The sequence below is a fragment of the Rubellimicrobium mesophilum DSM 19309 genome (assembly GCF_000600335.2).
In the GTDB taxonomy this organism is placed as follows: Bacteria; Pseudomonadota; Alphaproteobacteria; order Rhodobacterales; family Rhodobacteraceae; genus Rubellimicrobium; species Rubellimicrobium mesophilum.
Genome location: NZ_KK088521.1, coordinates 50810 through 76301, shown reverse-complemented (window position 1 = coordinate 76301; position 25492 = coordinate 50810). Strand labels below are relative to the sequence as shown.

General features: G+C 69.7%; 28 protein-coding genes and 1 tRNA gene. 18 read left to right on the top strand and 11 right to left on the bottom strand.

Annotated features, from left to right (window positions below):
- Positions 1-66 precede the first annotated feature (66 nt).
- Together RUMESO_RS00360 and RUMESO_RS25995 are read left to right on the top strand one after the other, a co-directional pair.
- A complete protein-coding gene (locus tag RUMESO_RS00360; protein ID WP_245639097.1) occupies positions 67-468 on the top strand; it encodes an MOSC domain-containing protein in 402 nt (133 codons plus the stop codon).
- A gap of 495 nt (positions 469-963) precedes the next feature.
- Positions 964-1377 carry an endonuclease III domain-containing protein gene (locus tag RUMESO_RS25995; RefSeq protein WP_211262739.1) on the top strand — a complete coding sequence of 138 codons (414 nt, stop codon included), beginning with the start codon at positions 964-966 and terminating at the stop codon, positions 1375-1377.
- A 41-nt stretch (positions 1378-1418) separates the two neighbouring features.
- On the opposite strand, the gene typA is transcribed toward RUMESO_RS25995, so the two are convergent.
- From typA to RUMESO_RS00325, 6 genes are all read right to left on the bottom strand, one after another.
- A complete protein-coding gene (gene typA / locus RUMESO_RS00350) occupies positions 1419-3236 on the bottom strand; it encodes a translational GTPase TypA (RefSeq protein ID WP_037277137.1) in 1818 nt (605 codons plus the stop codon).
- Positions 3237-3386: 150 nt separating this feature from the next.
- A complete protein-coding gene (locus RUMESO_RS00345; protein ID WP_037277136.1) occupies positions 3387-4028 on the bottom strand; it encodes a YitT family protein in 642 nt (213 codons plus the stop codon).
- Positions 4018-5232: an NADP-dependent isocitrate dehydrogenase gene (locus RUMESO_RS00340; protein ID WP_037277135.1), complete on the bottom strand. Its 1215-nt coding sequence runs from the start codon at positions 5230-5232 to the stop codon at positions 4018-4020. Before RUMESO_RS00340 ends, RUMESO_RS00345 begins: the two co-directional genes overlap by 11 nt.
- Positions 5233-5330: 98 nt before the next feature.
- Complete coding sequence (locus RUMESO_RS00335; protein ID WP_037277134.1) at positions 5331-5930, bottom strand: HD domain-containing protein; 600 nt, start codon at positions 5928-5930, stop codon at positions 5331-5333.
- A complete protein-coding gene (locus tag RUMESO_RS00330) occupies positions 5914-7140 on the bottom strand; it encodes a hypothetical protein (RefSeq protein WP_037277133.1) in 1227 nt (408 codons plus the stop codon). Before RUMESO_RS00330 ends, RUMESO_RS00335 begins: the two co-directional genes overlap by 17 nt.
- A 1-nt stretch (position 7141) precedes the next feature.
- Complete coding sequence (locus RUMESO_RS00325) at positions 7142-7795, bottom strand: alpha/beta hydrolase (RefSeq protein ID WP_037277132.1); 654 nt, start codon at positions 7793-7795, stop codon at positions 7142-7144.
- A gap of 154 nt (positions 7796-7949) precedes the next feature.
- Here RUMESO_RS00325 and iscR point away from each other — a divergent pair, with 154 nt between their 5' ends.
- The 11 genes from iscR to RUMESO_RS00270 all read left to right on the top strand — a co-directional run bounded on the left by iscR (position 7950) and on the right by RUMESO_RS00270 (position 16367).
- Positions 7950-8408, top strand: a complete 459-nt coding sequence (iscR, locus tag RUMESO_RS00320) for a Fe-S cluster assembly transcriptional regulator IscR (RefSeq protein ID WP_037277131.1) — start codon at positions 7950-7952, stop codon at positions 8406-8408.
- Positions 8405-9448 carry a cysteine desulfurase family protein gene (locus RUMESO_RS00315; protein ID WP_037277130.1) on the top strand — a complete coding sequence of 348 codons (1044 nt, stop codon included), beginning with the start codon at positions 8405-8407 and terminating at the stop codon, positions 9446-9448. Before iscR ends, RUMESO_RS00315 begins: the two co-directional genes overlap by 4 nt.
- A 62-nt stretch (positions 9449-9510) precedes the next feature.
- Positions 9511-11043, top strand: coding sequence for a Fe-S cluster assembly protein SufB (sufB, locus tag RUMESO_RS00310; RefSeq protein ID WP_051520894.1), 1533 nt, complete (start codon positions 9511-9513; stop codon positions 11041-11043).
- Positions 11040-11255: a hypothetical protein gene (locus RUMESO_RS00305; protein ID WP_037277129.1), complete on the top strand. Its 216-nt coding sequence runs from the start codon at positions 11040-11042 to the stop codon at positions 11253-11255. The genes sufB and RUMESO_RS00305 overlap by 4 nt, the downstream gene beginning before the upstream one ends.
- 115 nt (positions 11256-11370) lie before the next feature.
- Positions 11371-11751 (top strand): heavy metal-binding domain-containing protein, encoded by a 381-nt coding sequence (locus RUMESO_RS00300; RefSeq protein WP_051520872.1) that lies wholly within the window; start codon positions 11371-11373, stop codon positions 11749-11751.
- A gap of 154 nt (positions 11752-11905) precedes the next feature.
- Complete coding sequence (gene sufC, locus RUMESO_RS00295; protein ID WP_037277128.1) at positions 11906-12661, top strand: Fe-S cluster assembly ATPase SufC; 756 nt, start codon at positions 11906-11908, stop codon at positions 12659-12661.
- On the top strand, positions 12658-13950 hold the full coding sequence (sufD, locus tag RUMESO_RS00290) for a Fe-S cluster assembly protein SufD (RefSeq protein ID WP_037277127.1): 1293 nt from the start codon (positions 12658-12660) through the stop codon (positions 13948-13950). Before sufC ends, sufD begins: the two co-directional genes overlap by 4 nt.
- Entirely contained in the window at positions 13950-14453 is a 504-nt protein-coding gene (locus RUMESO_RS00285) for a hypothetical protein (protein ID WP_037277125.1), read from the top strand. Before sufD ends, RUMESO_RS00285 begins: the two co-directional genes overlap by 1 nt.
- On the top strand, positions 14443-15033 hold the full coding sequence (locus RUMESO_RS00280) for a hypothetical protein (protein WP_037277123.1): 591 nt from the start codon (positions 14443-14445) through the stop codon (positions 15031-15033). The genes RUMESO_RS00285 and RUMESO_RS00280 overlap by 11 nt, the downstream gene beginning before the upstream one ends.
- Positions 15026-16243, top strand: coding sequence for a cysteine desulfurase (locus RUMESO_RS00275; protein ID WP_037277121.1), 1218 nt, complete (start codon positions 15026-15028; stop codon positions 16241-16243). The genes RUMESO_RS00280 and RUMESO_RS00275 overlap by 8 nt, the downstream gene beginning before the upstream one ends.
- 47 nt (positions 16244-16290) lie before the next feature.
- Positions 16291-16367: transfer RNA gene (locus RUMESO_RS00270), tRNA-Arg, on the top strand.
- Positions 16368-16512: 145 nt separating this feature from the next.
- Here the strand turns inward: RUMESO_RS00270 and RUMESO_RS00265 are convergent.
- From RUMESO_RS00265 to RUMESO_RS00260, 3 genes are read right to left on the bottom strand one after another with little or no spacing between them, the layout of a single operon-like run.
- Complete coding sequence (locus RUMESO_RS00265; protein WP_037277120.1) at positions 16513-16749, bottom strand: hypothetical protein; 237 nt, start codon at positions 16747-16749, stop codon at positions 16513-16515.
- Between the two features lie 19 nt (positions 16750-16768).
- Positions 16769-17005 (bottom strand): type 1 periplasmic-binding domain-containing protein, encoded by a 237-nt coding sequence (locus RUMESO_RS25990; protein WP_211262738.1) that lies wholly within the window; start codon positions 17003-17005, stop codon positions 16769-16771.
- 36 nt (positions 17006-17041) lie between these two features.
- A complete protein-coding gene (locus RUMESO_RS00260; RefSeq protein WP_281177513.1) occupies positions 17042-17746 on the bottom strand; it encodes a LacI family DNA-binding transcriptional regulator in 705 nt (234 codons plus the stop codon).
- 215 nt (positions 17747-17961) lie between these two features.
- Here RUMESO_RS00260 and RUMESO_RS00255 point away from each other — a divergent pair, with 215 nt between their 5' ends.
- A complete protein-coding gene (locus tag RUMESO_RS00255; protein ID WP_156362565.1) occupies positions 17962-19317 on the top strand; it encodes a hypothetical protein in 1356 nt (451 codons plus the stop codon).
- 99 nt (positions 19318-19416) lie between these two features.
- Here the strand turns inward: RUMESO_RS00255 and mepK are convergent, their stop codons facing one another.
- Positions 19417-19986: a peptidoglycan L,D-endopeptidase MepK gene (gene mepK, locus RUMESO_RS00250; RefSeq protein ID WP_037277116.1), complete on the bottom strand. Its 570-nt coding sequence runs from the start codon at positions 19984-19986 to the stop codon at positions 19417-19419.
- Between the two features lie 316 nt (positions 19987-20302).
- Here mepK and RUMESO_RS00245 point away from each other — a divergent pair, with 316 nt between their 5' ends.
- From RUMESO_RS00245 to RUMESO_RS00230, 4 genes are read left to right on the top strand one after another with little or no spacing between them, the layout of a single operon-like run.
- The gene (locus tag RUMESO_RS00245) at positions 20303-21913 is read left to right on the top strand and encodes a L,D-transpeptidase family protein (RefSeq protein WP_037277114.1); all 1611 of its coding nucleotides are present in this window, start codon (positions 20303-20305) and stop codon (positions 21911-21913) included.
- Positions 21914-21944: 31 nt separating this feature from the next.
- Positions 21945-23027: a UDP-3-O-(3-hydroxymyristoyl)glucosamine N-acyltransferase gene (locus RUMESO_RS00240; protein WP_037277112.1), complete on the top strand. Its 1083-nt coding sequence runs from the start codon at positions 21945-21947 to the stop codon at positions 23025-23027.
- Positions 23028-23056: 29 nt separating this feature from the next.
- Positions 23057-23314, top strand: a complete 258-nt coding sequence (locus tag RUMESO_RS00235; protein ID WP_037277110.1) for an acyl carrier protein — start codon at positions 23057-23059, stop codon at positions 23312-23314.
- A complete protein-coding gene (locus tag RUMESO_RS00230; RefSeq protein WP_037277109.1) occupies positions 23314-24522 on the top strand; it encodes a beta-ketoacyl-[acyl-carrier-protein] synthase family protein in 1209 nt (402 codons plus the stop codon). Before RUMESO_RS00235 ends, RUMESO_RS00230 begins: the two co-directional genes overlap by 1 nt.
- Before the next feature lie 39 nt (positions 24523-24561).
- On the opposite strand, the gene RUMESO_RS00225 is transcribed toward RUMESO_RS00230, so the two are convergent.
- A complete protein-coding gene (locus RUMESO_RS00225; RefSeq protein ID WP_156362563.1) occupies positions 24562-25239 on the bottom strand; it encodes an invasion associated locus B family protein in 678 nt (225 codons plus the stop codon).
- Positions 25240-25492: the final 253 nt, after the last annotated feature.

Here is a 25492-nt window from a genome sequence, read left to right as displayed (position 1 = left end):
CGGTTTCCCCGCCCAGGCCTGTTGCGCGCCATCGTTCTTCGTCCGGCCCGGCGGGTCGAACCTCTCTTGCCGGAGAGCGCCGACCTCCTCCCGCACGGCCTCTCCGGCGACCATGCCCCGGAGGGGCTCCGCGCCATCACGCTGATCCAAGCCGAGCATCTGCCCGTCATCGCGGCGCTGAGCGGCTCCGCCGCCACCCCGGCGCGCCTGCGTCGCAACCTCGTCGTCTCGGATCTGAACCTGGCCGCGCTGAAGGGCATACCCCTCCAGATCGGGCCCGACGCGCGCATCGAGATCACCGGTCCATGCCCGCCCTGTTCGCGCATGGAGGAAACCTTGGGAATCGGTGGCTACAATGCGATGCGCGGTCACGGGGGCTGGTACGCCAAGGTGCTCGTCCCGGGGCGTCTTGCTCTGGGGGACGCAGTCGTGCCCATCCTCTCCGATGGCCTGCGCGGCCCAAGCTGAACCCCGAGACCAGCAACCTACCCGTCCTATCTCGTGAGGCGTCAGCACAATCCGCCCGACCTTCGTCGGCTGGCCGGTGTCGCAGCACACATCTTGCGGAACTTGGAACCCATGGGGCTTCTGCGGATTCCCCTCCCATGGCCTGCTCCGGACAAGCTCCCGACGACCTCAAGGCCAAGGCGCTGGCGATCCACCGACGCCTCTGCCGCGAGTACGGCTGCCCCATCGCCTACTTCCATGACCACGATCCGCTAAGCGAACTCGTTTCCGCGCTCCTGTCGCATCGCACCCGCAACGCGGACTCGGGTCGCGCCTTCACCGCTCTTCGGTCGCGCTACCCGACCTGGGAGGCTCTCCGCGACGCGCCGACCGCAGAGGTGGAAACGCTCATCAGAGGCGTGACCTGGCCCGAGCAGAAGGCGCCCCGCATCCAGGCGACGCTTCGGGGCGATCACGGATCGGCATGGCACCCTGACCCTCGATTTCCTCGAAGGGATGCCTGTCCCCGAGGCGCGCGCCTGGCTGGAGGCCATCCCGGGCGTCGGCCCCAAGACCAGCGCGGCCGTCCTGTCCTTCAGCAATTTGCGTCGCGCCGCATTGCCGGTCGACAGTCACCATCACCGGGTGGCGCAGCGCACGGGACTGATCCCGCGCACCATGGACGTGGGTCCGTCCCATGCCGCTCTGGCCGCGCTGCTGCCACCTGAATGGGACGCGCAGCAGGTCTACGACGATCACGAGGCGCTCATGCTGCACGGCCAGCGGTGCTGCTACTTCCGCAATCCCGCCTGTGGTCGGTGCGTGCTTCTGGACCTTTGCGCGACGGGTCAGGCGCTGATGTCGGCGCGAGCCGCCCCAGACGAAGCCCGCACGGCCTCGGCCTCGGACCGTCCGGTCCAGCCCCTCTAGATGCAAACAGGGGCGGCCCCTTCGGAACCGCCCCCTGTGCCTTAGCTGGCCCGCGCCTGCCGCTTGCGCTCGTGCGGGTCGAGGTAGCGCTTCCGTAGTCGGATCGCGGTCGGCGTGACCTCCACCAACTCGTCGTCGTCGATGTAGGCGATGGCCTGCTCCAGGGTCATCAGGATGGGGGGCGTCAGACGAACCGCCTCGTCCGTGCCCGAGGCGCGGATGTTGGTCAGCTTCTTGCCCTTGAGTGGGTTCACCTCGAGGTCGTTGTCCCGCGAATGCTCGCCGATGATCATCCCTTCGTAGACCGGGTCCTGCGGCACCACGAACATCCGGCCCCGCTCCTCAAGGTTCCAGAGCGCGTAGGCCACCGCCGTCCCATTCTCGATGGACACGAGGACCCCTTGGCGGCGGCCCTGGATCTCGCCCTTGTGCGGCGCCCAGCCGTGGAAGATGCGGTTCAGCACGCCCGAGCCGCGCGTGTCGGTCAGGAACTCGCCCTGGTAGCCGATGAGGCCGCGCGACGGGACATGCGCGATGATCCGCGTCTTGCCCGCGCCCGCCGGACGCATCTCGACGAGGTCGCCCTTGCGTGGCCCCGTCAGCTTCTCGACCACGGCGCCGGTGTACTCGTCATCCACGTCGATGGTGACTTCCTCGACGGGCTCCATGCGGACGCCGTCCTCCTCCCGGAAAAGGACCCGCGGGCGCGAGATCGACAGCTCGAACCCCTCGCGGCGCATGTTCTCGATGAGCACGCCCATCTGCAGCTCGCCCCGACCGGACACCTCGAACGCCTCGCCCCCGGGCGTGTCGGCGACCTTGATGGCGACGTTCAGCTCGGCTTCCTTCATGAGTCGCTCGCGGATGACGCGCGATTGGACCTTCTTGCCCTCGCGCCCCGCGAGCGGCGAGTCGTTGATCCCGAAGGTGACCGAGATCGTCGGCGGGTCGATGGGCTGGGCAGGCAGGGGGATGTCGATGCTGAGGTCGCAGATCGTGTCCGCGACCGTGGCCTTGGACATGCCGGCGAGCGTGACGATGTCCCCGGCCTCGGCCGCGTCGATGGCCTGCTGGGTCAGGCCGCGGAAGGCCAGGATCTTGGAGACGCGGAACTGCTCCAGCTTCTCGCCGGTGCGCGACAGCGCCTTCACGGTCTCACCGGCCCGCAGGGTGCCCGATTCGACGCGCCCCGTGAGGATGCGGCCGATGAACGGGTCGGCCGACAGGGTGGTCGCCAGCATCCGGAACGGCTTGTCGCGGTTCTCGATCTGGCGCGGGGCAGGGACGTGCGAGACGATCAGGTCGAACAGCGCGTCGAGGTTCTGGCGCGGCCCGTCCAGCTCCATGTCCGCCCAGCCGGAACGGCCGGAGGCGTAGATATGCGGGAAGTCGAGCTGCTCGTCGTTCGCGCCCAGCGCCGCGAAGAGGTCGAAGCACTCGTCCAGCGCGCGGTCGGCGTCCGCGTCGGGCTTGTCCACCTTGTTGAGCACCACGATGGGCCGCAGGCCGAGCGCGAGCGCCTTGGAGGTCACGAATTTCGTCTGCGGCATCGGGCCTTCAGCCGCGTCCACGAGCAGGCAGACCCCGTCCACCATGTTCAGGATGCGCTCGACCTCGCCGCCGAAGTCGGCGTGTCCGGGCGTGTCCACGATGTTGATGCGGACGCCCTTCCACTCGACCGAGGTGCACTTGGCGAGGATGGTGATCCCGCGTTCCCGCTCGATGTCGTTGGAGTCCATGGCCCGCTCGGCCACCGCCTGGTTGTCGCGGAAGGCGCCGGACTGCTTCAGAAGCTGGTCGACGAGGGTCGTCTTGCCGTGGTCGACGTGGGCGATGATCGCGATGTTGCGGATGTCCATGGAATCTCTCTCGGGCGAAGGCGGCGATGCGTTACGATGCAGGTGCAGAAAAAGCCAGGGGGCGCGATCGTCGCGCCCCCGTTCGGACAGGCATATAGGGGTCTTGGAGCCCGCGCGGAAGAGGATTCGTCGGCGCGCTTTGCCGCAGGGTCAGTAGGCGATGTAGCGGTCCCGCCGGTGGTTGATCGCGATCACAAGGTTCAGGATCACCGCCCCGAGCGCGCTCAGCACCACCGTCTGAAGGTCGAGCCGCAGCAGCGCCACCGCGAAGAGCACCAGATCGAAGCCGAGTTGCGTCCAGCCCGCGCGGAACCCCGTCCGGTCCTGGATCATCAGCGCGACGATCCCGACGCCGCCGAGCGAGGCCCCATGCCGGAACAGCGCCAGGAGCCCCGCGCCCGAGCAGAAGCCGAACAGGATCGCCCCAAAGAGCGGGTCGAGATGCGCGAAGCTGAGCCACCCAGGCATGAGCAGCGACAGACCCGAAAGCAGGGCGACCGATGCAAAGGTCTTGACCGTGAAGGCCGCCCCCATGCGCCGCCAGCCCAGCCAGTAGAAGGGCAGGTTCACCGCGAAGAACACCGCCCCGAAGGGCAGCCCCGTCGCATAGGACAGCAGCACCGAGAGCCCTGCCGTCTGCCCGGTGATGAGCCCCAGATGCGTGAGGATCGCGACCCCGAACGCCGCCATGACGGCCCCGAAGGCGATCCCCTGCGCGTCGTCGAACGCCGTGTGCGCTGCCTTCGAGGGCGCGAGCGTTCGGCCCGCGCCCCCCTCGGCCTCAGCCGGCAAGAGCCTTGTTGAGGTATTCATCGACCTTCTCGAGGTAGCCCATCGTGGTCAGCCACTTCTGGTCCGGCCCCACGAGCAGCGCGAGGTCCTTGGTCATCCAGCCGTCCTCGACCGTGGCGACGGTGACCCGCTCCAGCGTCTCGGCGAAGCGCATCAGTTCGGAATTGTTGTCGAGCTTGGCGCGGTGCTTCAGCCCCCCGGTCCAGGCGTAGATCGACGCGATGGAGTTGGTCGAGGTCTGCTCGCCCTTCTGGTGCTGCCGGTAGTGCCGCGTGACGGTGCCGTGCGCCGCCTCGGCCTCCACGGTCTTGCCGTCGGGCGTCATCAGCACCGAGGTCATCAGGCCCAGCGACCCGAAGCCCTGCGCGACGATGTCCGACTGCACGTCGCCGTCGTAGTTCTTGCAGGCCCAGACATAGCCGCCCGACCATTTCAGCGCCGAGGCCACCATGTCGTCGATCAGCCGGTGCTCGTAGCTCAGGCCCCGCTTCTTGAACTCGCTCGCGAACTCCGCATCGAAGACCTGCTGGAACAGGTCCTTGAAGCGCCCGTCATAGGCCTTGAGGATCGTGTTCTTGGTCGAGAGATACACGGACATGTTCCGCGCGAGCCCGTAGTTGAACGAGGCCTGCGCGAAGTCGAGGATGGACTGGTCGAGGTTGTACATCCCCATGGCCACGCCGGCCGCCGGGGCGTCGAACACGTCCCGCTCGATCACCGCGCCGTCCTCGCCCACGAACTTCATGGTGAGCTTGCCCTTGCCGGGGAACTTGAAGTCCGTCGCCCGGTACTGGTCGCCGAAGGCATGACGGCCGACGATGATCGGCTGCGTCCAGTGCGGCACGAGGCGGGGGACGTTCTTGCAGATGATCGGCTCGCGGAAGATCACGCCGCCCAGGATGTTGCGGATCGTCCCGTTGGGGGACTTCCACATCTGCTTGAGCCCGAACTCCTCCACCCGCGCCTCGTCCGGGGTGATGGTCGCGCACTTCACGCCCACGCCGTACTCCTTGATGGCGTTGGCCGCGTCCACGGTGACCTTGTCCTCGGTCCGGTCCCGCTCCTCGATGCCGAGGTCGTAGTACTTCAGGTCCACGTCGAGATAGGGGAGGATCAGCTTCTTCTTGATGAAGTCCCAGATGATCCGGGTCATCTCGTCGCCGTCGAGCTCGACGACGGGGTTCTCGACTTTGATCTTGGTCATGGGCGCGCCTTCGGGCAGGGGTGGGCTCGGGCGCCCCTGTAGCGCATCCGCGAGGAGGGGGGAAGGGCGGTATGCCGTGGTATGCGGAGCCGAGGCTCTCAGGAGCCGAAGTAGCTCCGCGTCCGTTCCCGTACCCAGTCCCACAACCCCGGCGTCCCCCGGGCCACCTTGACCCCCACCCGGCTCTCCAACTGCTCCGCCGTCACGCCGTAGGTCCGCCACGTCCCCCCGCCGCAGGCGAGGTTCTGCATCACCGGCTGCACGCGGTCGAGGCTCTTGGCGAAGACCGCGTCCGGAGTCTCGGCCGCCTCGAACTCCTCCCAGAGCGCCCGGAACTCGGCCCCGAGGTCGCCCGGCAGTAGCCCGAAGATGCGGTCCGCCGCGGCGCGCTCCTTGGCCACCACCTCGGCCGAGCCATGCGCCTGCCCGTTCGCCGAATGGATGGGCACGTCACCCACGTCGATCTCCACGAGGTCGTGCAGGATCAGCATCCTCACCACCCGGTCGATGCTCACCCCCGGCCCGGCCTGGTCCGCCAGCACCATCGCATAGAGCGCCAGATGCCAGCTATGCTCCCCGGAGTTCTCGGGCCGCGACCCGTCGCAGAGCGTCGTCGCCCGCAGGACCGACTTCAGCCGGTCGGCCTCGTCCAGGAAGGCCATCTGCGCCGCTAGGCGCGCCTCAGCCCCAGTCGCCATCGGGCATCTCGATGTCGGCGTAGGGGTTCACCACAGGCTTCTTCGGCTCGGCCGGCGCGACCTTGGGCTTGGGCATCGCCGCCGCCCGGGCAAGAGCCTCGGCCAGCGATCCCGGCGGGTGCTGGACGGGCGGCACCGGCGCAGGCTCGGCCGGGCGAGGGTCCTCAGAGCTGGGTTCCGACCGCTCGGGCCCGTTCGCGTCCACAGGCGCCACCGTCGGTGCTTCGGCGACAGGGGCCGACGCCGATCCCTCCGACCCCGCAGTCTGCTCGGACCCATCCGCGATGGGGACCACGACTGAGTCGGCGGACGTATCCGGCGTCGGCGCGGTGTCGATGGCGTCCCTCGGCGGCTCCGGAGCGGCAACGACCGGCCGAGCTTCGATGGCGGGCGGGAACTCGACCGGCTTCAGTTGACCGGAAGGAAGCAACTGCTCCTCGTCCGGCCTCCACTCGGATGCCTTCGCGACCAGCGGTTTGGGCATCTCCGCCAAAGGCGGGGGCACAACTGGGGCCGTGACGCTCCCCCCTGCGCTGTCCGGGTGGCCGACCGAGGATGTCGCCGGAGCCACCCTGGGCGCAGGCGTGGGCGGCGGCACCGACGAGCTTGGACTCACCTCCATCGGCGCGCTCGGGGCGGACGCCACCTCGGGCCGTCCGACCGGGGATCGCGGCAGGACCCGCCGCACGGGCGTCCGCGGCACCACCGGGCCCTGCGGAACGCTCGCGGGCGGCGGCTCCACCAACTCCGGCTCAACCGGCCCGCCCACCCCGAAGGACGGAGATGCGGCGGAGGGCGCCGCTCGGGGCGCGACCGGGCGGGGCCGAGCCTCGGCCGCGAGGGCGGGATGGGGAGCGGCGGCCGGACCGGGCCTGGCTTCCGGCGCGATGGACAGCGTCGGCGGCACCCCCTGCGGGACGGGAGCGACGAGCGTTGCGACCGGCTCCGCCTCCGAGCGGGCCGGCGGCGGCATGGCTGCCACCACCTCGTCCCAACTGCTCTTGCCCAGCTTCTCCGCCAGTGCCTTGCGGGCGCGCGCTTCCGCCGTCCTCACCCGGACGGCCGTCAGGAACGCCTCCTGCGTGGTGGGAGAGGACGCCCCGATGACCTTGGAGATCTCGTTCACGAGGTCGTCGTTCCGCAGCTCCTGGGACGCCCTGATGACGTCGCGGGCCAGGGAGTCGGCGATCTCCTCGAGGAGCGAGGGCATCTCAGCGGGTGGTCTCCGTCAGGCGGCGGCGGACGTAGGATTTCACATGGTCGATCATAACGTCCATGTGGGGGTCCTCAAAGAAGTGGCCCGCTCCTTCGATCACCTCGTGGGTGATGGTGATGCCCTTTTGCTCATGGAGCTTGTTGACCAGCGTCAACGTGTCCGGCGGCGGCGCCACCCGGTCGGCCGAGCCGTTGATGACGAGGCCCGACGACGGGCAGGGCGCCAGGAACGAGAAGTCGTACATGTTGGCGGGCGGCGAGACCGAGACGAACCCGGTGATCTCCGGCCGCCGCATCAGGAGCTGCATCCCGATCCAGGCGCCGAAGCTGAACCCGGCGACCCAGCAATGCTTGGCGTTGGTGTTCATCGCCTGCAGGTAGTCGAGCGCCGCCGCCGCGTCCGACAGCTCCCCGATCCCCTGGTCGTATTCGCCCTGGCTGCGCCCGACGCCCCGGAAGTTGAAGCGGAGCACCGTGAATCCAAGCGAGTGGAAGGCGTAGTGAAGGTTGTACACGACGCGGTTGTTCATCGTCCCCCCGAACTGCGGATGGGGGTGGAGCACGATGGCGATGGGGGCGTCGCGGTCCTTCTGCGGGTGGTAACGGCCTTCGAGCCGGCCCTCGGGGCCGGGGAAGATGACTTCGGGCATACACGTCCCCTTAGAGGTCCGGGAGCAATCTTGACGAAAACTCTCGGATACCTTAGAACCATTCTAAACCGGCTCGCCACACGCGGGCCGGAGGATGGGCAGCAGCTAACCATGCCAAAGCCCAGCGTCAACGTCATTGGATCAGGGGCGGGGCATGAAGCTCTCCACCAAGGGGCGCTATGCGATGGTGGCGCTCGCGGACATCGCGATGCAGCCCGAGGGCACGCTGGTGAACCTCAGCGAGATCGCCAAGAGGCAGGACATCTCCTTGCCCTATCTCGAGCAGCTCTTCGTCAAGCTCCGCCGCGTCGGCCTTGTCGATTCGGTGCGCGGGCCCGGCGGAGGTTACCGTCTCGGCCGTCCCGCTTCCGAGATCCGGGTGGCCGACATCCTCGGTGCCGTGGACGAGACGGTGAGCGCGCTGCACAAGGGCGCCGCCGCGCAGGGCGCCGCCTCGGGCACCAAGGCGCAGTCGCTGACGAACCGCCTCTGGGAGGGGCTCTCGGCCCATGTCTATGTCTTCCTTCACCAGACCCGCCTCTCGGACGTGGTGAAGAACCAGCTCGCCCCCTGTCCCGCCGTCCCGCACCTCCTGGAGCTCGTGGACGATTGAGCCGCGCCTACCTCGACCACAACGCGACGACGCCGCTGCGCCTCGAGGCGCGCGAGGCGATGCTCGCGGCCATGGACATCCTGGGCAACCCGTCCTCCGTCCATGCCGAAGGCCGCAAGGCGCGCGCCTTGGTCGAGCGTTCCCGCGAGACGATCCTTGAGGCTTTGGGCGCCGCCCAGTCCGACCTCATCTTCACCTCCGGCGCCACCGAGGCGGCAGCTCTGGCCCTCGCCGGACGCGACCTTCACTCCGCGCCCGTGGAGCACGACGCCGTCCTTGCCTGGACCGACGCGAGCCTCCCCGTGGACGCGGACGGCCGGGTGATGGTGTCGGACCCGACCACCTCCACCCTCCAGCTCGCCAACTCCGAGACCGGGATTCTCCAGGACCTGCCCGAGGGCCTCGCCGTCAGCGACATCACCCAGGGCGTCGGGCGCGTTCCCTACGCCCATGACTGGACCGGCGTGAAGATGGCCGTCCTCTCCGCCCACAAGTTCGGCGGCCCCAAGGGCATCGGCGCCCTGATCGTCCCGCGCGGCCACCACCTCGATTCCCGCGCCAAGGGCGGCGGGCAGGAGATGGGCCGCCGCGCCGGGACCGAGAACGTGGCCGCCATCGCCGGGATGGCCGCCGCGGCGCAAGCCGCCCTGCGGGACCTCGCGAACGGCCTTTGGGACCAAGTGGCGCAGCTTAGAAACATTCTAGAATCGGCTCTTGAGGCCGACGACCCTGACACCATATCAGTCGGGCGCCAAATCCGGCGCCTCCCCAACACGAGCCTGATCCTGACTCCGGGCTGGAAGGGCGAGACGCAGGTGATGGCGATGGACCTCGCCGGGTTCGCCCTGTCGTCGGGATCGGCCTGCTCGTCGGGCAAGGTCCGGGCCAGCCGGACGCTCCGTGCGATGGGCCATGACGAGGGGACGGCCGCCTGCGCGCTTCGCGTGTCGCTCGGCCTCCAGACGACCGAGGACGAGGTGCTCCGCTTCGCGGACGCCTTCATCGCCGCAAGGCGCAAGCAGAGAAGCCGGGCGGCATGACCCGGGACACGATGGAAGGGTTTACCATGGCCGCACTCGACAGCCGCACCGAAGCTCCTGTCATGGAGGTCCGCCCCGACGTCCTCGACGAGCGCGAGAACGCCCTGGAGGTCCGCGAGGGCGTGGACGAGGCGACCGTCGCCGCCGTCGCCTCGCTCGGCGCCTACAAGTACGGCTTCCAGACCGACATCGAGACCGAGTACGCGCCCAAGGGCGTGAACCCCGACATCGTGCGCCTCATCTCCGAGAAGAACAACGAGCCCCAGTGGATGACCGACTGGCGCCTCAAGGCCTTCGAGCGCTGGACTCAAATGGAGGAGGTCGACTGGGCGATGCTCGACCTCCCGGATATCGACTTCCAGGACCAATATTACTACGCGCGCCCCAAGAGCATGGCCATGAAGCCCAAGTCCCTGGACGAGGTCGATCCCAAGCTCCTCGACACCTACAAGAAGCTCGGCATCCCCTTGAAGGAGCAGGAGATCCTCGCGGGCGTGGAGCGTCCCGAGGGCGAGCGCAGGGTCGCCGTCGATGCCGTCTTCGACTCCGTCTCCGTTGGCACCACCTTCAAGGCCGAGCTCGCCAAGGCCGGCGTGATCTTCTGCTCGATCAGCGAGGCGATCCGCGAGCACCCCGAGCTCGTCCGCAAGTATCTGGGCTCGGTCGTCCCGCCCTCCGACAACTTCTACGCCACGCTCAACAGCGCCGTCTTCTCGGACGGCTCCTTCGTCTACATCCCGCCGGGCGTCCGCTGCCCGATGGAGCTGTCGACCTACTTCCGCATCAACGCCGAGAACACCGGCCAGTTCGAGCGCACGCTCATCATCGCCGACAAGGGCAGCTACGTGAGCTACCTCGAAGGCTGCACCGCGCCCAAGCGGGACGTCGCGCAGCTCCACGCCGCCGTGGTGGAGATCATCGCGGAGGAAGACGCCGAGGTGAAGTATTCCACGGTGCAGAACTGGTTCCCCGGCGACGCCGACGGCCGGGGCGGCATCTACAACTTCGTTACCAAGCGCGCCGACTGCCGGGGCGACCGCTCCAAGGTCCAGTGGACGCAGGTCGAGACGGGCTCCGCGATCACCTGGAAGTATCCGTCCTGCATCCTGCGCGGGAACGAGTCCCAGGGCGAGTTCTACTCCATCGCCATCACCAACAACCACCAGCAGGCCGACACCGGGACCAAGATGATCCATCTTGGCAAGAACACCCGCTCGCGCATTGTTTCCAAAGGGATTTCCGCCGGTCAGGCGCAGAACACCTATCGCGGCCTGGTCTCCATGCACCCCAAGGCCACGAACTCGCGCAACTACACGCAGTGCGACTCGCTCCTGATCGGCGACAAGTGCGGCGCCCACACGGTCCCCTACATCGAGGTCCGCAACAACTCCTCGCGCGTGGAGCACGAGGCGACCACCTCCAAGGTGGACGAGGACCAGCTCTTCTACTGCCGCTCGCGCGGCGTGGGCGAGGAGGAGGCCGTGGCGCTCGTGGTCAACGGCTTCTGCAAGGAGGTCCTGCAGGTCCTTCCGATGGAGTTCATGGTCGAGGCGCAGCAACTCGTCGCCATCTCGCTCGAGGGCTCGGTAGGGTGAGCCTGCTCGACGACATCTCCCTGGGCTGGCGGGCGCCGTTCCGCGATCTCTTGACGGGCATAGCCATCGCGCTTCCCCTGACGGGGGTGGTGATCGTCGTGCTGTCGCTGGTCCTGGGGGTGGACGGCGCGACGCTGGTGTTCCTCGCGGGACTGTTCCAGCTCCTCGCCGGCTTCGCCATCGCCGGCCGGGTCACGCGGAGGCGGGGATGAGACCGGACGGGACCCGGAAGGGCGGGGCCAGCCGGCCCATGCCGCGCGGCCCTGGGATTGACGCGGGCGAGGCGAAGGCCTTGGTGCGGCCCGCAACTGAACGGAGTTCGATCTGATGTTCCGCCAGCCCACCCCGCGCCGAGAGCCCGTGCTCCGTGCCGTCGACCCCGTCCAGCGTCAGGGCGAGCCCGCCCTGCGTCGCGAGGAGCCGGCCCTGCGGGACGTGATCGTCACCACGACCCCGGTCATCGAAGGCCGCCCGGTCGCGGCCTATCTCGGCTTTGTCGCGGGCCAATCGCTCATGGAGGCCGGCCTCCTGCGGAGAGCGCCCAAGGGCTTCCGCCGCCTCTTCCGTCGGGGGTCGTCCACCGGCGAGGACAACCTCGCCGAAGCCCGGGAGGAGGCCCTGCAGGCCCTCAAGGCCCAGGCCGGAGGCAGGGGGCCGACGCGGTGCTCGGCCTGCGGCTGGACCATCAGGTGCTGGGCGACCGGCTGATCGTCGTCGCCACCGGCACGGCGGTGCGGCTGGGCTAGGGGTGGCGTTAACGTTTCCTTAGGACGACCGCGCGTTGGCCGAGGGGATCGTTAACCTTTTGGTGCGAATCTAGGAACACGACCGGCCCGAGAGGCCGAAGACATTGGAGACACGGATGTTGGAGATCAGGAACCTGCACGTCGAGCTCGAGGAGGGCGCGAAGCCCATCCTCAAGGGCCTCGACCTGTCCGTCGGCGCGGGCCAGGTGCACGCGATCATGGGGCCGAACGGATCGGGCAAGTCCACCTTGTCCTACGTCCTTTCGGGCCGAGACGGCTACGTCGTGACCGAGGGTTCCGCCCATCTCGGCGACATCGACCTCCTGGCCCTGGAGCCCGAGGAGCGCGCCGCCGCCGGCCTCTTCCTCGCCTTCCAGTATCCGGTGGAGATCCCGGGCGTCGGCAACATGACCTTCCTGCGGACCGCGCTCAACGCCCAGCGCAAGGCGCGCGGCGAGGCCGAGGTCTCGTCCGGCGACTTCCTCAAGCTCGTCCGCCAGAAGGCCGCCTCGCTCAAGATCGACGCCGAGATGCTCAAGCGTCCGGTCAACGTCGGCTTCTCGGGCGGCGAGAAGAAGCGCAACGAGATCCTGCAGATGGCCGTTCTGGAACCGAGGATGTGCATCCTGGACGAGACCGACTCGGGCCTCGACGTGGATGCGATGCGCCTCGTGGCCGACGGCGTGAACGCGCTCCGCGACGAGGGGAGGGCCTTCCTCGTCATCACCCACTACCAGCGCCTTCTAGACCACATCACGCCCGATGTGGTGCACATCATGGCCGATGGCCGCATCATCAAGACCGGCGGCCCCGAGCTCGCCCTCGAGGTCGAGCACAACGGCTACGCCGACATCCTGGCGGAGGCGCAATGAGCCGCCTCGCCCGTCCCAACCTCCGGGCCGAGACGACGGCTTCGCGCCTCGCCGGCCTGACGCTCCCTCAGGGCGGAGCCTGGCTGCGCGCGGCCCGTGGCGGCGCGCTCGCCCGCGTCGAGGCCTTGGGCCTGCCCCAGCGCCGCGACGAGTACTGGCGCTTCACCGACCCGACCACGCTGACCGCCCCGGATCCCACGCCGGCCGCCCCGATGAACGACGACGAAGGCCCCGCCTTCGCCGAGGTCGGCGCGCTCCGCCTCGTCTTCGTCGACGGCCGCTTCGACCCGCAGGCCTCGGATGCCGACGCCGTCGAGGGCTTGGAGATCGAGCGCCTCTCCGACGCCGCGACCCGTGACCTCCACTGGGCGCAGGGCCTCTACGGCACCCTGGAGGCAGAGGGCCAGAAGCCGGTCGCCCGGCCGCTTGCCGCGCTGAACACCGCCTTCGCGGGGGACGGCGTCCTGATCCGCGTCACCGGCGTGGTCGAGCGTCCCGTCCATATCGTCTATCGCCACGACTCGACGACCTCCGATGCGATCCTCCATCACGTCGTGAAGCTCGAGCCCGGCGCCCGCCTGACGCTTCTCGAAAGCGGCCCCGCCGCTGCCCGCTTCAACAAGGTCACGGAGGTCGAGGTCGCCGACGGCGCCACCTTCCACCACGTCCGCACCCAGGGCCGCGACCGGGAGCGCCGCGCCGCGACCCATATCTTCGCCCGGCTGGGCGAGCGGTCCGACTTCCGCTCGTTCACGCTGACGTTCAATGGCGTGCTGACGCGGAACGAGGTGGTCCTGAACCTCACCGGCGACGATGCCATCGCGCACGTCGCGGGCGCGGCGGTCGGCGACGGCGACTTCCACCACGACGACACGGTCTTCGTCACTCACGGCGCCGAATCCTGCGAGAGCCGCCAGGTCTTCAAGAAGGTCCTCCGCAACGGCGCGACCGGCGTCTTCCAGGGCAAGATCCTCGTGAAGCCCGGCGCGCAGAAGACGGATGGCTACCAGCTCTCCCAGGCGCTCCTCCTCGACGAGCGCTCGCAGTTCCTCGCGAAGCCCGAGCTCGAGATCTACGCCGACGACGTGAAGTGCTCGCACGGCTCCACCGCCGGGGCGCTGGACGAGACGGCGATGTTCTACCTCCGCTCGCGCGGGGTGCCCGAGAGGGACGCCAAGGACCTCCTCACGCTCGCCTTCCTCCAGGAGGCCCTGCAGGAGATCGCCGACGAACGCCTTGCCCAGGACCTGTCGCGCCGCCTCGAAGGCTGGCTCTCGCGGCGTCGCTGATGGGGGTCGTCGCCGACATCGGACGCAGCTTCCGCCACGGTCCCCGGGCCGTCGTGCGGGAGCATCTGGCGCAGGGTCCGAACGAGCCGCGCGCGCTGGCCTTCCTGATGATCGGTTGCACCCTGATCTTCGTGGCCCAGTGGCCTCGCCTGATGCGCGAGGCCCAACTCACCGGCGACGACTTCGCGCGCCTCGTGGCCTACGCCCTGCTCGGCTGGCTGACGATATGGCCACTGGTCTTCTATGGCCTCGCGTGGCTGACCCATGCCGTCTCGCGCGCCTTGGGCGGGCAGGGGACCCCCTTCGGCGCCCGGCTCGCGATGTTCTGGTCATGGCTCGCCGCCTCCCCGCTGGGCCTCCTGACCGGCGCGGTCGCCGGGTTCACCGGGGCCTCGGTCGCGACCAACCTCGCCGGCATCCTCTGGGTCGCCGTCTTCGTCGCCTTCTGGTGGCTCGCCCAGCAGGAGGCGTCCAAGGCCCGGGAGGGCGCCCATGCCGCCTGATGCCACGCTCATCGGCCTGATGCGCGACACCGTCACCACCCCGCGCCAGACCGCCGCCCATCTCCTCGGCCTGGGCCTGCCGCGCCGGGTGCTCTTCGAGGCGGCAGGCCTCCTGGCCGTCGTCAACGGCCTCCTGGCCGCGGCGGCCGGCGGGATTGCCATCCCTCTGGAGGACGGATCGGGGGTCCTCATGGTCGGCCCGCTCGTCTGGGCCGCCGTGCTGTTCCTCGGGACGCTCCTCTCCGCCTCGGCGCTCCAGGTGGCCGGCCGCATCCTCGGCGGCGCGGGGACGTTCGAGGGCTCGCTCCTCGTCACCGTCTGGATCAACGCCGTGGCGCTCGCCATCGAGATCGCGACGCTCATGGTGGGCCTGGTCTCGATGTCCCTGGCCCTGGTCCTGTTCGTCCTGGGCCTGATCGCGCTGCTCTGGTCCCTCATCAACTTCGTCCGGGTCCTCCACGGATTCGGAGGCATCCTCCGCAGCTTCCTCGCGATCCTGCTCGCCGGCTTCGGCACGCTGATCGGGGTCTCGTTCCTCCTGACGCTCGCTCTCTCGCTCGGAGCTCCCACCGATGTATGACGTCCACCACATCCGCCAGGACTTCCCGATCCTGTCGCGACGGATCCACGACAAGCCGCTCGTCTACCTCGACAACGGGGCCTCGGCGCAGAAGCCCCGGATCGTGATCGACGCCGTCACGCGCGGCTATGCCGAGGAATACGCCAACGTCCACCGGGGCCTGCACACCCTCTCCTCCGTCGCGACCGAGCGTTACGAGGCGGTGCGCGGCACCGTCGCCCGCTTCCTGAACGCGCCCTCCGAGGAGGAGATCGTCTTCACCTCCGGCACGACCGAGGGGATCAACCTCGTCTCCTACGCCTGGGCCGCGCCCCGCCTCCAGCCCGGGGACGAGATCGTGCTCACGCTGTTGGAGCACCACGCCAACATCGTCCCCTGGCACTTCCTGCGCGAACGGCAGGGCGTCGTCCTGAAATGGGCGGAATGCGACGCCAAGGGCGACCTCGACCCGCAATCCGTGATCGACGCCATCGGTCCCCGGACGAAGCTGATCGCCGTGACGCACCTCTCCAACGTCACCGGCACCGTGGTGGACGTGAAGGCCATCACCGCCGGAGCGCACGAGAAGGGCGTTCCCGTCCTCGTGGACGGCAGCCAGGGCGCCGTGCACATGCCCGTGGACGTGCAGGACATCGGCTGCGACTTCTACGCGATCACCGGCCACAAGCTCTACGGGCCCTCCGGCTCGGGCGCGATCTTCATCAAGCGCGAGCGGATGGAGGAGATGCGCCCCTTCCTCGGCGGAGGCGACATGATCCGCGAAGTGACCCGCGACGAGGTCACCTACGCCGACCCGCCCATGAAGTTCGAGGCGGGCACGCCCGGCATCGTGTCGACGATCGGCCTGGGCGTCGCGCTCGACTACATGATGGGCCTCGGGATGGACAACGTCTCGGCCCACGAGCGGACCCTGCGCGACTACGCCCGCGATCGCGTCGTCGGCCTCAACTGGCTCCAGATCCAGGGCAACAGCGACGGCAAGGCCGCGATCTTCTCCTTCACCATGGAGGGCGCCCACGCCCACGACGTCTCCACGGTCCTCGACCGCCGGGGCATCGCGGTGCGGGCGGGGACCCACTGCGCCATGCCGCTGCTCCAGCAGTTCGGGGTGGGCGCGACCTGCCGCGCCTCCTTCGGCCTCTACAACACGGTGGAGGAGGTCGACGCGCTGGTCTCCGGCCTCGAGCTCTGCCGCGACCTCTTCGGCTGAGGTTTTGCGGTTGCGGCCCGTCCGCCTTTCCCTTATGTCCGCCCCAGGCACCCGTAGCTCAGCTGGATAGAGTGCTGCCCTCCGAAGGCAGAGGTCACAGGTTCGAATCCTGTCGGGTGCGCCACCCCTCCTGAAGCCAGCCGTCGTCGTCCGTTCCCGTGAGGCAACCCTCGAGTGTCCTCCGGGACGCAAGATGGGTCGCCCTTCCAAGGGCTCTTCCAGACCCCGCCTCGGCCGGCGCGGAACCTTCACTCGACTGGCGTCCCCACCTAGCGGCTCATTCGCGCGACCTTCCGCTGGTAGCGCGGGTTCATGCGCTCGTCCCCTTCGGTCGACCCGTCGTGCCAGGTCCCGAACCACTTGTCCAAGGGCACGAAGCCCTCGCCATAGTTCACCACGAAGAACTCGTGATGGAGGTAATGGGCGTAGGCATGGCTGTCGAAGGCGGCCTCCGCGCCCACCTCGATGATGCCCTCATAGGCCGGCCCGGGCGTCGCGGGCGCCAACCGTCTTGATCGGATCCGATCAGATGTTCTCGGCCGCGACGATCACGAAGCGGATCGGCGGATTCGGGACCTCATTCACGAGCAGCCCGATCCGGGCGAGCATCAGGTCCATGGCTCGCCGTGCCTGTTCCTCAGGGGTCTGGTCCAGAACGACCGACATCATGCCGTTCCGCAGCGCCTCGGCGGTCATCGGGGTCAGCTCGTGTTCCACAAAGAAGGCCTCCCGCCCGCGCGGATGCACCCGCAACGCCGCCACGAGCGCTCCGTTGCCTCCACCCCCCGTCGTAGAGTCCTACGAGGTTTGGCCGTTCCCGCATGGAGTCGAGCAGCAGGACCGCGCTCCCCGGTCATGGCCGGAGAGGACCTGCGCGGAACGCAGATCGGGGCGAGGATGCGCCTGCAGGTAGCCCGAGAAGCCCCGGATGCGGTCGCGGTGCATCTGATAGGCGCCGCCATAACAGATCGCCACCACGGTCCCGGCCCTCGGCTGCATCCGCGACAGCAGGAGGCCCGCGACCCGCCCGGCCGCCTCGTTGTCGATCCCCACGCAGTCCGCGACGACGCCGGTGGCGCGCGTCACGATCTGCACGATGGGCAGCCCCCGTGCCTGCATCTGCCCGAGCGCCACCCGGATGGCCGAAACGTCCGGCACGGCGAGGATGAGCCCCGCCCGGCGCAGTCCTGGCTTCGCGATCCGGGCGGCGATGGCGGCGGGATCGTCCTCCGGCACGAAGGTCCGGTGACGGCGACGGAGGGGGTCGAGCATCGCGCCCAGCCGTTCGAACGCGCCGGCAAGGCGGAAGAAGAAGCGGGCCTCCGGTCGCACCAGGGTCACCTCGATCCGCAGGATGACTCGATGCGCCTCCGGCGATCGCCTTGCGTAGTCCAGTTGCCGGGCCGCCGCGAGCACCTTCTCGACCGTCTCCGGCCGGACGCCGCCACGGGCGTTCAGGACCCGCTCGACGGTGGCCGTGCCTACGCCGGCCAGGTGAGCGATGTCGTGGAAGGTGGGTTTGGCGATGGTGCTCCGTCCTGTGGATCGGGCCCGACTGGATCACACAAGGTATGGCCAAGAAACGGGGCAGGGGCCGCTCCCCCCGGGTCGGGTCGGGAACCTTCCGCTTGGTCAGCCGTTCGATCCCGGGACGCCGGGCCCCGACCCGCAGGGTCCGCTGCCCCGCCTCCCCGACCCCCGACGGAAAGGACGCTCCCATGACCAGACTACGCATGACGCCCCTGCTGGCGAGCCTGCTGAGCGCCACTGTGATCGCGCCTGCCGCCTTCGCGCAGACCGCGGCGGAGCTGGCCACGCAGGGTCAGAGCTGCGAGGCCTTGCGGGCGCTCCATACCGAACGTGCGGACATCCTCCGGAAGGAGTGGATCGCGACGACGTCGCAGGCGATCGACGCCGGAAACGATGAGCAGTGCCTCCAGTATTACGAGCAGGCGATGACCGAGATCGGCCAGCTCGGCCAGGACGAGGGTGCCGCCGGCACCGAGGCAGGCGAGACCACCCAGGCCGGCACGACCGGAGCGGCGGCGCAGGCCGGAGCCACGACCGAGACGGCGCAGGGCGCCGGGACGGGCACCGCAGGGGCCGAGGCCACGGGCGACACGACGCAGGCCGAGACCGGGACCTCGCCGACCGCCGACACGACGACGCAGGCCCAGGAGACCCAGCCAGCCGCCAGCACCGAGCCGGCTCAGGCCGAGCCGACCGGGACTCAGGCCGCCCCGGCTGGGGGCGAGACCGCCCAGGCCGAGATCACCGTGACCCAGCCCCAGCCCCAGATCGCCGTCACCGCGCCGCCGCCCGAGGTCACGGTGACGCAAGGCGCCCCGCAGGTCAGCGTGAACCAGGGCACGCCCGACGTCCTCGTCCGCCAGGCCGCGCCCACTGTACGCGTGCAGGTGCCGCCGCCGGTCATCACCATCGACCAGCCGCCGCCCGAGGTCATCATCACCTTCCCCGACCCCGAGGTCGCGGTGACGAATCCCGAGCCGCGCGTCGAGGTCCGCCAAGCCCCGCCCACCGTCACGGTCGAGCAGGCCGAGCCGCAGGTCCAGGTCGAGCAGGCCGACCAGGGTGGCCAGGCGCAGGTCCAGGCCCAGCCTTCGCAGGCCCAAGTCAGCATCCAGCAGGAAGGCGAGGCGCAGATCGAAGTCCAGCGCGGCCAGCCCAACGTCCACTTCGAGGCCGCCGAGCCGAACGTCCAAGTCGAGCAGACAGGCGAGGCCCAAGTCCAGTTCAACCAGACCGGCGAGCCCACGGTCCGCGTCGAGCAGGCAGGCCAGGGGGCTGCGGCGGGCGCTGAGGGGACGACGGCCGCCGGCGCGGAGGGCACGACCGGAACGGAAGGCGGTGCCGCCGACACAGCCGGCTCGACCGACGCCGGCACCGAGGCCGGTGCCGCTCCCGGGACCGAGTCGGGGACCGGAGCCGCAGCCGACGCCGAGCCCGGCACCTCGGGCGCTCCGGGCGCCGAGTCCGGGACCGAAGGCTCGTCCGGGACCGAGGCCGGGACGGATGGCGGCGACCAGGGTGCCGCGAGCCAAGGCGACCAGTGAGGCCCAGGGCCCGAATCCCACCGATCCAGGTTCGGGCTCATCTCAAAACAAAAGGGCGCCTCGAAGGCGCCCTTCTTGCAGTTCCGAGGCCTCGGGACCTCAGCTCCCCCAGGTGCGGACGTCGCCGCAGTCCATATGGACGAAGCTCGAGCTGCTGTAGCGGCCGACGCCGCCCGCCTGGCAGGCCAGCGCCGCGCGGGCGATCTGGTTCACCGAGCGCGAGTCGAGGTGAAGGTCCGCGGCCTGCCCGCGCATGTGGAGGGAGTTCCGCGCGACGCCCGAGGAATGCGCCCGCAGCATGGCGTTCGTCTCAGGGGAGCGATAGCCCGACAGGAGCATGTAGGGCTCCGAGACGTCGAGCAGGTTGTGGGTGGCCGCGATGATGTCGATGGTGCGCGTGTCCATGGCGACGGCCTTGCCGTTGCGCCAGTCACGCATGAACATGCTGATCTCGCGGACGGCCTCGCCGACGTACTCGCCGTCGATCCAGTAGATGGTGTCCATCTTCTCGCCCGTCCGGCCCGAATACATCTGGACCCGCCGCACGTCGCCCGCGCCGCGCAGGAAGCCGGCCGCGCTGGAGAAGGTCGGGGCGGCCGTCACCGCCGTTGCCGCGAACACGCCAAGAATGGCGCGCCGAGAGATGCCCATGGTGCTGGTGTTGGTCATGCTAGCGCCTGTCCCGTCGCTTATGTTATATTATTAAGCCCATGTTTTACGGGCGTTTTTCTTGCTCATCTCGTCCCCAGATGCTCGGCGACTATGGCACGACTCGCGCGGGCCACCAAGGACACTCTCGCACGGCTTTCCTAAGGAAACGTGACCTTCGGCATCTTTTTGCTCACGACTCCGGGAACACGCCGATGTTGCAGGATTGCACAAGCAAGACCGCCGGCATTGCGCGTCGCGTTGCCCCCTGCCATTCGCGACCCCAAAATCCTATCATTCCATCCTGACGGCTGCCCACCCCGTGACCGAGGTTCCCATGCTCCCCACGTCCCGCCGCCGATTCCTTGCCGGCCTCTCCGCCGGAACCCTGGCGGCCATGCTTCCGGGCACGCGCGCCTCGGCCCTGACCGGGATCACCGGCTTCCGCCAGGGCGTCGCCGAAGCGGCGTCCCGTAACGAGGTGCTGGCGGCGTTCTACCGGGGCCGTGGCTTCGACGGCATCTGGGCCGGCAGCGGCGAGCGGGAGGTCGCGCGCCGCAACGCGCTCCTCGCCGCCATGGCCGGATCGCCCACGCACGGACTGGGCCCGCGCCGCCACGACCCGGAGGCCCTGGTCCGTACTCTCCAGGCCGCCCAGAGCCCCTACGACCAGGGCGTCGCGGAGGTGGAGATGAGCGCGGCCTTCCTCCGCCTCGCCCGCGACCTCAACGCCGGGATGCTCGTGCCCTCCGAGGTCAGCCCCCACATCAAGCGCGAGGTCCTCGCGGCCGACCCTCTCACCGTGCTCACCGTCTTCCCGGAGGAGGAGCCGGTCGCCTTCCTGCGCGGCCTCGCCCCCGCGACGCCCGAATACGCCCGCCTGCTCAGCGCCAAGCTCCGCCTCGAGCGGATCGTGGCCGAGGGCGGCTGGGGCGAGGCGGTGCCGGCTGCCAAGCTCGAGCCGGGGCAGGGCGGCGCCTCCGTGGTGGCGCTCCGCGACCGGCTGATCGACATGGGCTGGCTCCGGCCGACCGCGACGGCCACCTACGACGCCGCCGTGACCGACGCCGTGAAGCGCTTCCAGGCCGCCCATGGCCTCTTCGACGATGGCGTCGCGGGCGAGGGGACCCTGGCCGAGATCAACGCCTCCCCGACCGACCGCCTCCGCTCGGTCCTCGTGGCCCTGGAGCGCGAGCGCTGGAACGCCGCGCCGCGCGGCTCCCGCCACGTCTGGGTGAACCTCACCGACTTCACGGCCCAGATCGTGGACGACGACGTGCCGACCTTCGTGACCCGCTCGGTAATCGGCGCCCACGAGGAGGACCGGGAGACGCCCGAGTTCTCCGACCAGATGGAATTCATGGTCGTCAACCCGAGCTGGTTCGTCCCCCGGACCATCGTGGTCAAGGAATACCTGCCGCAGCTCCAGCGCAACCCGAACGCCGCGAGCCAGCTTCGGATCACCGACTCCTCCGGGCGGGCCATCAACCGAGGGGCCGTGAACTTCGGGGCCTACAACGCCCGGAACTTCCCCTTCTCGATGTCGCAGCCGCCCGGCGACCGCAACGCGCTCGGCGTGGTCAAGTTCATGTTCCCCAACCCCTGGAACATCTACCTCCACGACACGCCCTCCAAGGACCTGTTCAACCGCGAGGTCCGCGCCTTCAGCCATGGCTGCATCCGGCTCCAGCAGCCGCGCGACTTCGCCTACCGCCTCCTCGCGCGGCAGACCTCCGACCCGCAGGGCCTCTTCCAGGAGAAGCTCGGCACCGGGGCCGAGACCCGCGTGAACCTCGACCGGCCGATCCCCGTGCACCTCGAGTACCGCACCGCGTTCACCGACGTCCGGGGCGGCCTGCAGTTCCGCCGCGACATCTACGGCCGCGACGCCCGAATCTGGGATGCGCTCGAGGGCGAGGGGGTGGAGGCCGGGCCGCTTCCGGCCTAAACCTCTCCCCCGGACACATCGGGGGAGCGTCATGCTGACCATCGCGCGCATTGCGGAGGCCCTGGGGGCCGAGGCCGAGGGCGACCTCGCCATCGAGGTCCACGGCGCCTCCGAACCCGCGAGCGCCGGGCCCGACGACCTCGCGCTCGCCATCGCGCCCTCCTGGGGCGAAGCTCTCCGCCAGGGCCGCGCGCGCGCCGCCGTCCTCTGGCCCGGCGCCGACTGGCGGGCCCTGGGGCTGCAGGCCGCCGTATTCGCGCCGCGTGGCCGGCTAGCCATGTCGCGCCTGACCCAGCTCCTCGATGTGCCGCCGTTCCCGGCCGGCATCCACCCGTCGGCCGTGCTCGATCCGACCGCTCGGCTCGGCGACGGCGTGGGCATCGGTGCCCTCACGGTCATCGGCGCCGGCGCGGAGATCGGCGCCGGCACCCTGATCGGAGCCCATGTCACCATCGCGGACGGCGCCCGCATCGGCCCCGGCGGCATCATCCACCCCGGCGCGCGCGTCGGCCGACACGTCACCATCGGCGCCCGCGTCATCCTTCAGCCCAACGCCGCGATCGGCGGCGACGGCTTCTCCTTCGTCACCCGCGAGCCCGCCTATGTGGAACGCGTCCGCGAGACGCTCGGCCAAGGTCCCGTCGCGGTTCCCGAGGACCCGACCTGGCACCGCATCCATTCCCTGGGCGGAGTCGAGATCGGCGACGACGTGGAGGTCGGCGCCTGCTCTACCATCGATTCCGGCACGATCCGCCCCACCCGCATCGGCGACGGCACCAAGATCGACAACGGCGTCATCATCGGCCACAACGTCGAGATCGGCCGCCATTGCCTCCTCTGCGGCCGCGTCGGCATCGCGGGCTCCACCAGGGTCGGCGACCGCGTGGTCCTCGCGGGGGGCGTGGGCCTCGCCGACAACATCACGATCGGCGACGATGCGGTCATCACGGCGGGCTCCGGCGTCCTCTCCAACGTGCCGCCGGGCCGCGTGATGATGGGCTACCCCGCCACCCGGATGGACACCCAGATCGAGAGCTACAAGGCGCTCCGCCGCCTGCCGCGAATCCTGCGTGACTTGGCCGCAGGGGTTCCCAAGCCCCGGCGGGGCGAGTAAGTCACGCCCGCAGAACCGGGGACCCCAGCATGACCACCCGAGAGCGCGTCATCGCGATCATCGCCGAGCAGGCGCTCCTCGACCCGTCCGACGTGCGGGAGGACATGACCTTGGCCGATGTCGGCATCGACTCGCTCGGCGTGGTGGAAAGCATCTACGCCATCGAGGAGGCCTTCGACCTCACCGTCCCCTTCAACGCCAACGACCCGCAGGCGAGCGAGTTCGACATCTCCACCGTGGGCAGCATCATCCAGGCGGTCGAGGGGCTCGTGGCCGAGCGCGCGTGATGCGTCGCGTCGTCCTCACCGGGGCAGGCACGATCAACGCCCTCGGCCATGACGTGCCCTCGACGCTCCAGGCGCTGCGCGAGGGCCGCTGCGGCATCGGCCCGCTCCAGTTCCGGGACGTGGAGCGCCTGGCCATCCGCATCGGCGCGCAGATCAAGGACTACGACGAGGCGGCGCACTTCACCCGCCAGCAGCTTGCCCTCCACGACCGCTTCACCCAGTTCGCCCTGATCGCCGCGCGCGAGGCGGTGGCCCGGTCGGGCCTGGCCTTCGACGGCGAGCTCGGCCCCCGCACCGGCGTCATCCTCGGCAACAGCGGCGGCGGCCTGTCCACCATCGACGACAGCTACCGCGCCGTCTTCGAGGAGGGGAAGAACCGCGTCCACCCCTTCACCGTGCCTCGCCTCATGGCCAACGCGGCCTCCAGCGCGGTCAGCATGGCGCATGGCCTGATGGGCCCGTCCTTCACCGTCTCCTCCGCCTGCGCCTCCTCGAACCACGCCATCGGCCTCGCCTTCCAGATGATCCGCTCCGGCATGGCCGACATCATGCTCACCGGCGGCTCCGAGGCGATGCTCTGCTTCGGCGGGATCAAGGCCTGGGAGGGGCTGCGCGTCATGTCCCCCGACGCCTGCCGCCCCTTCAGCGCGACGCGCAACGGCATGGTCGAGGGCGAGGGGGCGGCCGTCTTCGTCCTCGAGGATCGCGACCGCGCCACCGCGCGCGGCGCCGAGATCCTCGCCGAGGTGGCGGGCTTCGGCATGACCGCCGATGCCGGAGACATCGTGATGCCCACCGTGGAGGGGCCGGAACGCGCCATCCGCGCCGCCCTGGCCGACGCGGGTCTGAACCCGGAGGACGTGGACTACATCAACGCCCACGGCACCGGGACCGCCGCCAACGACCGCACCGAATGCGCGGCGGTCGCGCGCGCCCTGGGCCCGCAGGCCGAGCGCGTGCTCATCTCCTCCACCAAGTCCATGCACGGCCATCTGATCGGCGGCACCGGCGCCGTGGAGCTCCTCGCCTGCCTCATGGCCCTGCGGGAGGGCATCGTCGCCCCCACCGTCGGATGGGAGGCCCCCGACCCCGACTGCCCGCTCGATGTCGTGCCGAACGTGGCGCGAGAGGCCCGCGTCGCCGCCTGCCTCTCCAACGCCTTCGCCTTCGGCGGCCTGAACGCGGTCCTCGCGCTCAGGGCCGCGTAGGGGGCGCCGGGCGGATCCCGTCCGCCGGGCGCATCGCGATCACTGGCCCGAGGTGTCCGCCTGCGTCACGTTCGGAACCGTCGCCTTCTCGAACCCCGCCGTGAAGCCCGAGAGCGAGATCGTCAGGTTCACCTGCTGGTCCGGCGCCGCCGCCGGCACGATGGTGAGCTGGGCGGTATTCCCGTTCTTGAACTGCTGGATCTCCTCAGCGGTGAAGCCCACCCGCGCCACGCAGCCCGCGCGGTTGCAGAAGGTGAAGGGGTAGCGCTTGGGCTCGTTCCCGTCGATGCCGAGCGTCAGGTTCTCGGTCAGCAGCGTCTCGAGCGGCGCGACGATGGTCGCCCCGGCCGCCGCCTGTCCGCCCTCGGGCAGGGGGAACATGCTGATCTCGGCCACGTTGTTGCCCTCCCCGTCCTTGAGGAGCTGATAGAGCTGGCAGGGGTCGTTGCCGTCCTCGGTCCTGAGGCAGCGCAGCGACCAGTCGCCCGAGGTGTCGCTGATGTAGGGTTGGCCCACCTGCGGATCGCCCGAGGCGGCGTCGGCGGTCTCGCCCATGCTGAGCCCCGCGTCCGGCGCGGCCGCCTGGCCTTCGGCAGGAGCGGCCTCGGCGGCCGGCGCCTCGGCGGCCGGCTGGTCCGTCGTCGCCTCCTGCGCGGCGAGGGGAAGCGTCCAGGCCAGGAGGGCCAGGACGGGAAGGGGCTTGAGGGAGATTGGCATCGGTCGATCCGTTCCGAAATGTGGCGTCGGCCCGCGCTTATCATGCGGCCGGACGACTGTCAGGGCCCGACGCTCGCCAGGGGCGGGCTTCCGCGCTTCACAAAGGCTTGGCCGAAAAGAGAAAGGGGTGCGCGGTCGCACCCCTTTCCCGTTCTCTCCCTGCCGGACTTGGCCGACTTTCGACGGGGACGTTAGGGCAAGGGCAGCGGGCCGTCAACGGATTTCGCGACCGCCCAAGCCGTTCGACGACAAC